An 8,287-nucleotide genomic window follows, 5' to 3' on the forward strand; every position below is an offset into this window, starting at 1 on the left:
CATCAATATATCCTTTCGCTTTCAGGTCCTCAATAAAATCGCCCATTCCGTACTCCGGGTTGGTCAATTCATACTGACGATCGAGCTGGTTCAGCCATTGGAGAGCTTCTCCGACGTCACCACTGGTATAAGTTAAGAGCTGAAGAAATAATTCATAAAGTGTTTCAAAGGGTGTTTTTCCTTGGTCATCCGGTCGGTATCCTTTAAATAGGTATCCTTTCATAAGTATCAATCCTCCTCTATCATAAATTACAATTTAAATACTAAAAAGTTAGCAGTAAAAACTAAAAAGTAGGTTACCGGGTGACCGGATAACCTACTTTTTGTTAAATAATTTGCAGGAGGCGCTTATTTACTCATTTGAACTATCCTGCAAGGGTCCGATGGTAGCTCCACCTGATTCCACCGATGGTTTTATGGTTGAACCGGACTTATAATTATTCTCCAGCATTTGCAGCATTTGAAGTAATTGCTGAGCCCCGGCAATTTCATTGCGCATGCTTTCCTGTTTACGATCCGGCAATTGGCCATAATATTTCAGCTGTTGTTCAAAATCCTTGTGTAATGATTTTGATACCTTATCGGCGAGTGCGGTATGCCCCGCTTTGTAGGCGGCTTCCAGGAAACGGAAACTGAAATAGTTATGCTGGTTGCTACGGCTAACCATGGCATACGGGAAATTAGACTCCAGTATGTTTTTATCTGCAATATCAAGCATTTGTTTTGCCTCATCTTTGCGGTTGGCATCAGCCAGTGAGCCGGCGGCATCTGCATAGGCTGCGCGGATAGAGTTCAGGTGGCGGCGATTTTCTTCATCAAAATAAACCCCGGCAATATTTGCGCTGCCAAAGGAAAACTTATTGCGCAGTTTGTCCACCATCCAATCGGTATTAAAACCGGTATTATTGGAGATGGGAACCAGGCGATAGGTCAACCCGTCTTTGCGTACAAAATTTCCAAAACCGAGTTCGGACGCTGAATAAGGGGCAGTAAAACAAATGGGGCGTTTCCATTTGTTAGCTGCAATAATATTCAGCATTGCCAGGTCATTTTTTAGGAGGGTGTTTTTCTTTTCTGGAATCACAACCGGTACCGCTTTAATTACACTGTCTTCTTTGTTGACCGTTCCGTTGGAGCGAACCAGTTGTTCATCTACCGGCAGTACAAATTTCTTGGCAGGCAGGTAATTGATATTTTCTCCCCCGGTTAAGGCTACTTTGAAAGTCGGGTCTTCACTTCCTACAACATTTTTCATTACATCGTAGAGGTCGTAAAAACGTTCCTGGTTTATGTCGGGCCTTGGGTTATAGATTACATAATCCCGGTTACGGCCCCTGATCTGCTCTTCTGACCAGATCACATCTATCGGATCGCTTTCGTTGATTTTGTAGCGCAGCTGGTTAATATACCAGTCAATACCCAGTAAGCTGTTATTTACAACGCGGATATCGGGGCGGATGCCTTCTACTTCTTGTGCGTACCAGAGCGGGTAGGTATCGTTATCGCCATAGGTGAAAAGAATGGCGTTTGGCGGACAGCTTTCCAGGTAGTCTTTGGCAAGGTCTCTTGCTAATACTTTTTTGCTCCGATCATGGTCGTCCCATTCCTGGAATCCCATCAGTACCGGCACCGCCAGCAAACAAACCAGGGCGGCACTCAGGCCGGCTATTTTTTCGCCAGCTTTTTTCAGTAGCCATTCCCGGATCTGGAGTACACCTAATCCAATCCAGATAGCAAAAGCATAAAAAGAGCCCACATAGGCATAATCCCGTTCCCGCGGCTGGTTTCCCGCCTGGTTCAGGTAAAGAACAATAGCAATGCCCGTAAAGAAGAACAATAGGCCTACCACAATGAAATCACGGCGGTTGGCAAAATATTGATAAATCAGACCAACAATTCCCAGGATCAGTGGCAGGAAAAACAGTTTATTATTGGCCTTATTGTGTTTGATGCTGTCAGGCAGGGCGTCCTGCTTGCCAAGACGGGCATTATCAATAAAGGAAATACCTGAAATCCAGTTACCGTCGCGCACATTACCTGGCATAAAACCTTGTATATCGTTCTGTTTACCGGCAAAATTCCACATAAAGTAACGCCAGTACATCCAGTTGAGCTGGTAGCCTACGAAAAAACTGACATTATCAGCCATATTGGGTTTTTCACCTTCGGCAAGTCCCAACCAGTCGCGATAGAAATCTGCATGGCCCTGGTCATTGCTGCCATCCCACACACGGGGAAACAGCATCATGTCTTCATTGGCATACACCGGTTTGATATCATAACCAATTGCTTCGTATTTATTGTTGCCCTTGGTGTATTTTACCTTTGTTTCCTTGTATTCTTTTGGAGAGGCCGTAAATACCTGGCCGTATAGTATGGGAAAATCGCCGTATTGATCCCTGCCAAGATAACCTACCAGGGAATTCGGGTTGTCTACATTATACATGTCCACAGCCGGGTTGGCATTGGAACGGATCATAGTGGTTACATAGCTGGAATAGCCCAGCAACATAAAGATGGCACACCAGATTCCGAGGCGCAGGAAGTTCCAGTGATTCTTTTTTGCCACTCGTAATCCGAAGAAAAAGAGGATGGCGAGGAATACAAAAAAGAATATAAAACCTGAGAAAAACGGTAATCCAAGATTATTAACAAAACGGATATCGAACCAGCCGGCCGCTTTAACAGACCATTGGATAACCACCACCTGAACAAATCCGGTAATAAGGCAACCCATCATAAAGGCCCAGAAAGTGCCCCAGGGACTGGGCCGATACCGTTTAAAATAATACACCATTACAATGGCGGGGATCGTAAGCAGGTTGAGCAGGTGAACCCCGATCGACAATCCCATCATAAAAAATATGAATACGATCCATTTATCCGAACCGGGCTGATCGGCATTGTGTTCCCATTTGAGGATGGCCCAGAATACCAGGGCAGTAAACAGTGAGGAGAGGGCATATACCTCGCCTTCCACGGCACTGTACCAGAAGGAATCAGAAAACGTATACGCCAGGGCGCCTACTGCACCAGCGCTTATAATCGCAAATACCCGGTTGCTGCTGGGCGCTTCAGTACTCTTTACTACCAGCTTACGGGCAAAGTGGGTAATGGTCCAGAACAGGAAAAGAATGGTAAATCCGCTGGCCAGCGCACTCATAATATTTACGCCGATGGCGGGGTTACTGCCACCGAATACCACAATAAAGAGGCGACCTAACAGTACAAAAAGCGGTGCCCCGGGCGGGTGGGGAATCTGAAGTTTATACACACTGGAAATAAACTCACCGGTATCCCATAAACTGGCGGTGGCTTCCATTGTCAGCAGGTAAACGGTACAGGCAATTGCGCAGATGACCCAGACCGGCAATGTTGTTCACTTTCTTAAAATTCATAAAGCATTGGTTTATACAAGGCGTGGCAAATTAAAGCAAAGGCAAGAATAAATAGCCACCCGGTAAAAATTTGTGAAAATAGCTGTTATTCAAAGAAAATTTTGACGGTTTGGTAAAAAAGACGGTTTTGAAGATACGCATTCTGCGATTGCTCCGAAAAACCCTGTAAACCGAATAATCCGGCTGCATTTCCTTTATTGATAGATATTTCAAGATAACCTGCCGCATTAAAATGGGCCAGTTTTTCGCCTTCCGGCACTTCGGCATAGTGGTTAGAGAGTTGCTCAATGGTTTCATCGCGCTTAAAAACAATGTAGAATTTACGTCCTTTTCGCTGAGCCTCAAACTGTTCTCGGGTAATATTCACTACCACGTTTTCAAAATGGTCGATATAAATGATCTGGCCTTCGATGGAATTTTCCTGGAGCCATGGTTTCAGGGGATTTTTTTCCAGGTAGGGAAAATCAGGTTCACCGATATCGGTAATTCGTTCACCGCGATTTATGGCAGCGATGGCCTGTCCGAATACCTGCACGCAGTGCAGGGTATGCCCCTGGAGCTCGGGGTTAATGGGCAAGCCGATTACCATTTCCGGTTTTTCTTCCAAGATCATAGTAAGCAGGCCATTATCGGCACATAGATAATACTGGTTTTGGTGATAGGCAAGCAGCAGGTGTTTATTTCTGCGTTCGAAAAGGTTTACTAAAATCAGGTGGAAGCATAGTTGTGGGAAATGCCGGATAGCATTTCTGCAGATATAGGCAGCCTGGGCATAGTTGAACGGGCGAACATTATGGGTTATGTCCACCAGTTGAAAACCGGGGTCTATCTGCAATAACTGTCCTTTAACAGCACCTGCCAGATAATCCTGTGTACCAATATCAGATGTTAGGGTCAGAACTGCCATGAAGATGGGGCGAAGGTACTATTTCACGAGTTTGCCGTCTTTGAAAAAAAACTGGTGCGTCAGTTTGTCGGCCAGTTTTGGAAAAAACCGGTTAATAAAAACTGCACGTTTGCCCGTAAACGTTAGTACCAGTGTGCGCTTTTTATGTTCAATGGCTTTTACAATATGCTGGGCACATTCGTCGGCGGTCATCAGCCTGGATTCATCCATGGGAGAGGAGCCCTGGGCTTTTGCGGAAGAATTTAAAGCGGCATTCCGGATATTGCTGGCGGTAAACCCGGGCGATACCCACATTACGTGCACTCCCTTATCAAGCAGTTCTGTACGGAGTGATTCGAGCCAACCCTGTAGGGCAAATTTGGAGGCAGAATAGGCGCTACGGCCGGGCAGCCCCCGATAACCGGCAATGGAAGAAATACCGATTATAGCACCTTTATTAGCTACCAGGGAGGGCAGGGCGTATTTCGTACAATACACGGAGCCGAAGAAATTTATGTCCATTACCTGCCGGAAAACTTCCAGGTCGGCCTCTTCGAACAGGGCCCGCATAGAAATACCGGCATTATTGATCAGGATATCAATTTTGCCGAATGTATCAATAGTAGACTGAATAAATTTTTTACAATCCTCTTCTTTGCTTACGTCAGCTACAACCGTGTGGAGCATTACATACGTGTATTCCATTTGAAGGTTATACAGCTTATCGTAATTACGGCCGCAGGTAGCCACTTTGGCACCCAGTTGAATGAACTGATCTACGAGGGCTTTCCCGATTCCTTCGCTGCCACCCGTTATGGCAACCACTTTATTGGTAAAAAATTGATTCATTTTGTATAACTATCAACTGCAAACCTATCTAAAAAAATGCACTAATCGATTTGCAGCCAATTTGTTAGCCGGAAAAAAAAGAATTGAAAAAAATGAAAAAAAATTTGGGGCGAAACGATTAATCCCTATTTTTGCACTCCCAAAACAACAACACGGTTGTTAAAAACGGGAAAGATTCCGTAGCTCAGTTGGTAGAGCAATACACTTTTAATGTATGGGTCCTGGGTTCGAGTCCCAGCGGGATCACAGAAAGCACCGAGTGAAGATAATACTTCCACTCGGCGCTTTTTTTATACACTACTTTATGCTCTGCTGATTTTTTTCAGCCAGCGCTTACATACACTTTGTAATTGAACAGCGGTTTCTTTCCTTAAAAGAGTTGCTTTTATAATTTTCACTTAAACAGGTTCTACCAACAACAATTTTATTTCAATTCCGCAGGCATATTATCGCGTTGCTGTTTTCTTTTGTTCTGTCGCCCGCTTTTAGGGAAAAAAGAGCGCTGATATATGTTAATTATTTATATTTATTACCGTTCTATCTGCCCCTGGTTTGAACAATGCCGGCTAAAACAAAAAACAAACATTATAGCTTATGCTACCACTAAAAAAAGGCGCCGTCCTTTTACTGTTTGTATTAGCATATCATACTCCTATGCTGGCCCAGGGAATTATAGAAACGAAAACTTTCCTAGCACCATCCCTGCAACACAACAAAGGTGGTGAGGACCCAAACAGAAGGCTCAGTATTTACCTGCCACAAGGATATGAATCATCCGATCAACGTTATCCTGTCATCTATTTCCTGCATGGATTTGCCAGCGATGACAAAGATATGTTGGAATGGCTGGGGTTTAAAAGCCTGGTGGACTCCGCTATTAAAGCCGGTCTTCTTCGTCCCGTTATCCTGGTACTGCCCAACAGTATGACAAAATACTTTGGAAGCTTTTATACCAATTCATCTGTGGTAGGCAACTGGACCGATTTTATAGGAAAAGATGTGGTTGCATATATAGATAAAAATTTTCGCACCATAGCGCATCGCAACAGTCGCGGGTTGGCAGGGCATTCCATGGGAGGAAATGGTGCGTTAAAAATGGCAATGCTTTTTGCTGACACATTCAGTACGGTATATGCCATGAGTGCCGGTGCTTTACATTTTTCCGATGAATTTAGCTTAGCACATCCGGCGTTTAAAAGAGTAAGCCAGCAAAAAACCATGGACTCCCTGCGCAATGCAGCGCCTCCTTATGACTTTGAAAAATTTCCTTTTTTTGAAATGGTATATGCCAGCCTGGCCAGGATGTATTCTCCCAATATAAATGAACCCTTACTGCAGGCTGATCAACCGATAAAATATGTATCAAATAAAATGATTTTGCAAACGCCCGTCATAAAACGATGGGAAGCAAATTTTCCAATCAATATGATAGAAGATCATATCCCTGCTCTAAAAAGTTTAACTGCCTTAAAATTAGACCGGGGACGCAACGATGAATTTAAACATATTCCCACTACCAATATGCAACTAAGTAAAAAACTGGAAGCGTTGGGAATAAAACATTTTGCCGAAGAATACATAGGCGATCATACCAATTTGCTGGACGGCTATGAAGGAAGGATTTTTACGGAACTGTTTCCTTTTTTTGAAAAATACCTGAAATAATCACTGGCCTTTTTTCTAGTATCTTTCCCTGGGCAATGGGAGAGTACCTTACCACCCCCGTCCTTGAAAATAGCTGATTGCTGCATTCTGTAGACGAAAAACGGTTGTTCGTAGACAGCCCTAGATAGCATGTATGATTTTATTCAAAATTGCAGCAGAATCAGTTTATTTCCATGCAGCAATTTCATGTCAATATAAGTAATGAACAGGCTATTACCGCCAGCTTATTTTATGCCGCCAAGTCTGATATACTGCTGCTTATACTACCCGCCGCCGGGGTAGTTCAATCGTTCTACCGGAAATTTGCTGAATTCTTACAGGCAAACCATATTTCAACCATCACATTTGACTATAGTGGTATTGGAAGATCCTTACAAGGACCGATCAGAGCGGAAAATTGCAGGCTGGCAGATTGGGGCGCCAGAGATCTGGAAGCCCTGCTTAGCTATGCCATCAAAACCTATCCAACCCATAAAATCGTTCTATTGGGGCATAGTATTGGAGGACAGTTAATCGGCCTGGCCCCCTCCGCTTTTAAGGCCGGCAAAGTAATTCTTGTAGCGGCACAATCGGGGTATTGGAAATTCTGGAAAGGAAGGAATCAAATCAGGATGTGGGCCAATTGGCATTTAGTAGTTCCCCTGCTTACCAAAGCCGTTGGATACCTGCCCGCCAAAAAATTCAGCAGGATGGAAAATTTACCCAAAAATGTGGCGGCGGATTGGGCCGAATGGTGCCGAACTCCCCATTATTTATTTGGCCACATAACCCCCGAAAACCTATTCTTTGACAGGATAAACTGCCCGCTCGTATCAATAAGTATCGAAGACGATCGGTATGCGCCTCAAAAATCAGTTGCATGGCTAACCGCAAAATTTAAGCAGGCGGATACCAAGAGCCTGCTGTTTTGTTCCGCAAATTTTGAGGTTGCCAAAATCGGGCATTTTGCCTTGTTTACTGATGCATTCAGAGACAGTATCTGGAAAACTTTACTGGAGGAAGTACGTACCTAAATTCCATTATGAATACAACTAAGAAAAAGGCTGGGGTGGCCGGATTAATTTACCTGGCCGTGATAATTACCGGATTGTTCAGTCTGGCTTATGTTCCAAATAAGCTTATTGACTGGAACAATAGCAGCATAACTTTTAATAATATTAAAAATGCGCAAAGCTTTTTCAGGATAGGTATTTACAGCAGTGTGCTTTGTTACCTGTTCTTTAGTTTTTTGCCACTGGCCCTGTATAATCTGTTGAAAACGGTTAATGAAACACAGGCAAGGACAATGGTGCTCTTAGCCTTATTAAGTGTGCCCTTATCATTTAACAACCTGCAACACAGCTACACCGCCTTACTGCTGACCGGGAATGATCAAATGATAAAAGGTACAGAGGTAGATGCGCTGGCAACTAAACTCATGTTTTCTCTCCACCAGTATAATGAGGGCATATTGCTAATCACGGTATTTTGGGGCCTCTGGCTTTTTCCA

Annotated in this window: 6 protein-coding genes, 1 tRNA gene and 1 pseudogene; 4 read left to right on the forward strand and 4 right to left on the reverse strand. The window is 43.9% G+C overall.

The features are described from left to right. The 4 genes and pseudogenes from A1D16_RS16775 to A1D16_RS16790 form a co-directional block, all read right to left on the reverse strand. Positions 1-223: pseudogene (locus A1D16_RS16775) on the reverse strand (hypothetical protein); the annotation flags it as partial. Positions 224-352: 129 nt separating this feature from the next. Continuing rightward, positions 353-3,373 (reverse strand): DUF2723 domain-containing protein, encoded by a 3,021-nt coding sequence (locus A1D16_RS16780; protein WP_290711608.1) that lies wholly within the window; start codon positions 3,371-3,373, stop codon positions 353-355. A 110-nt stretch (positions 3,374-3,483) separates the two neighbouring features. Further along, complete coding sequence (locus A1D16_RS16785) at positions 3,484-4,305, reverse strand: SAM-dependent chlorinase/fluorinase (RefSeq protein WP_290711610.1); 822 nt, start codon at positions 4,303-4,305, stop codon at positions 3,484-3,486. An 18-nt stretch (positions 4,306-4,323) separates the two neighbouring features. Further along, entirely contained in the window at positions 4,324-5,133 is an 810-nt protein-coding gene (locus A1D16_RS16790; protein WP_290711612.1) for an SDR family oxidoreductase, read from the reverse strand. 173 nt (positions 5,134-5,306) lie between these two features. On the opposite strand from A1D16_RS16790, the gene A1D16_RS16795 reads away from it, so the two are divergent. From A1D16_RS16795 to A1D16_RS16810, 4 genes are all read left to right on the forward strand, one after another. After that, positions 5,307-5,379, forward strand: a tRNA-Lys gene (locus A1D16_RS16795). Between the two features lie 348 nt (positions 5,380-5,727). Next, on the forward strand, positions 5,728-6,798 hold the full coding sequence (locus tag A1D16_RS16800; protein WP_290711614.1) for an alpha/beta hydrolase-fold protein: 1,071 nt from the start codon (positions 5,728-5,730) through the stop codon (positions 6,796-6,798). A 173-nt stretch (positions 6,799-6,971) separates the two neighbouring features. Continuing rightward, positions 6,972-7,811, forward strand: a complete 840-nt coding sequence (locus tag A1D16_RS16805) for an alpha/beta fold hydrolase (RefSeq protein ID WP_290711616.1) — start codon at positions 6,972-6,974, stop codon at positions 7,809-7,811. Between the two features lie 8 nt (positions 7,812-7,819). Continuing rightward, positions 7,820-8,287 (forward strand): DUF4386 domain-containing protein (locus A1D16_RS16810; protein ID WP_290711618.1); only part of this gene is annotated, 468 nt, incomplete at its 3' end.

The organism is Flavihumibacter sp. CACIAM 22H1, assembly GCF_001601815.1.
GTDB lineage: Bacteria > Bacteroidota > Bacteroidia > Chitinophagales > Chitinophagaceae > Flavihumibacter.

Coding starts and splice junctions, on each gene's coding strand:
- A1D16_RS16785 (WP_290711610.1), bottom strand. CDS start 4,305: ATGGCAGTTCTGACCCTAACATCTGATATTGGTACACAGGATTATCTG.
- A1D16_RS16790 (WP_290711612.1), bottom strand. CDS start 5,133: ATGAATCAATTTTTTACCAATAAAGTGGTTGCCATAACGGGTGGCAGC.
- A1D16_RS16800 (WP_290711614.1), top strand. CDS start 5,728: ATGCTACCACTAAAAAAAGGCGCCGTCCTTTTACTGTTTGTATTAGCA.
- A1D16_RS16805 (WP_290711616.1), top strand. CDS start 6,972: ATGCAGCAATTTCATGTCAATATAAGTAATGAACAGGCTATTACCGCC.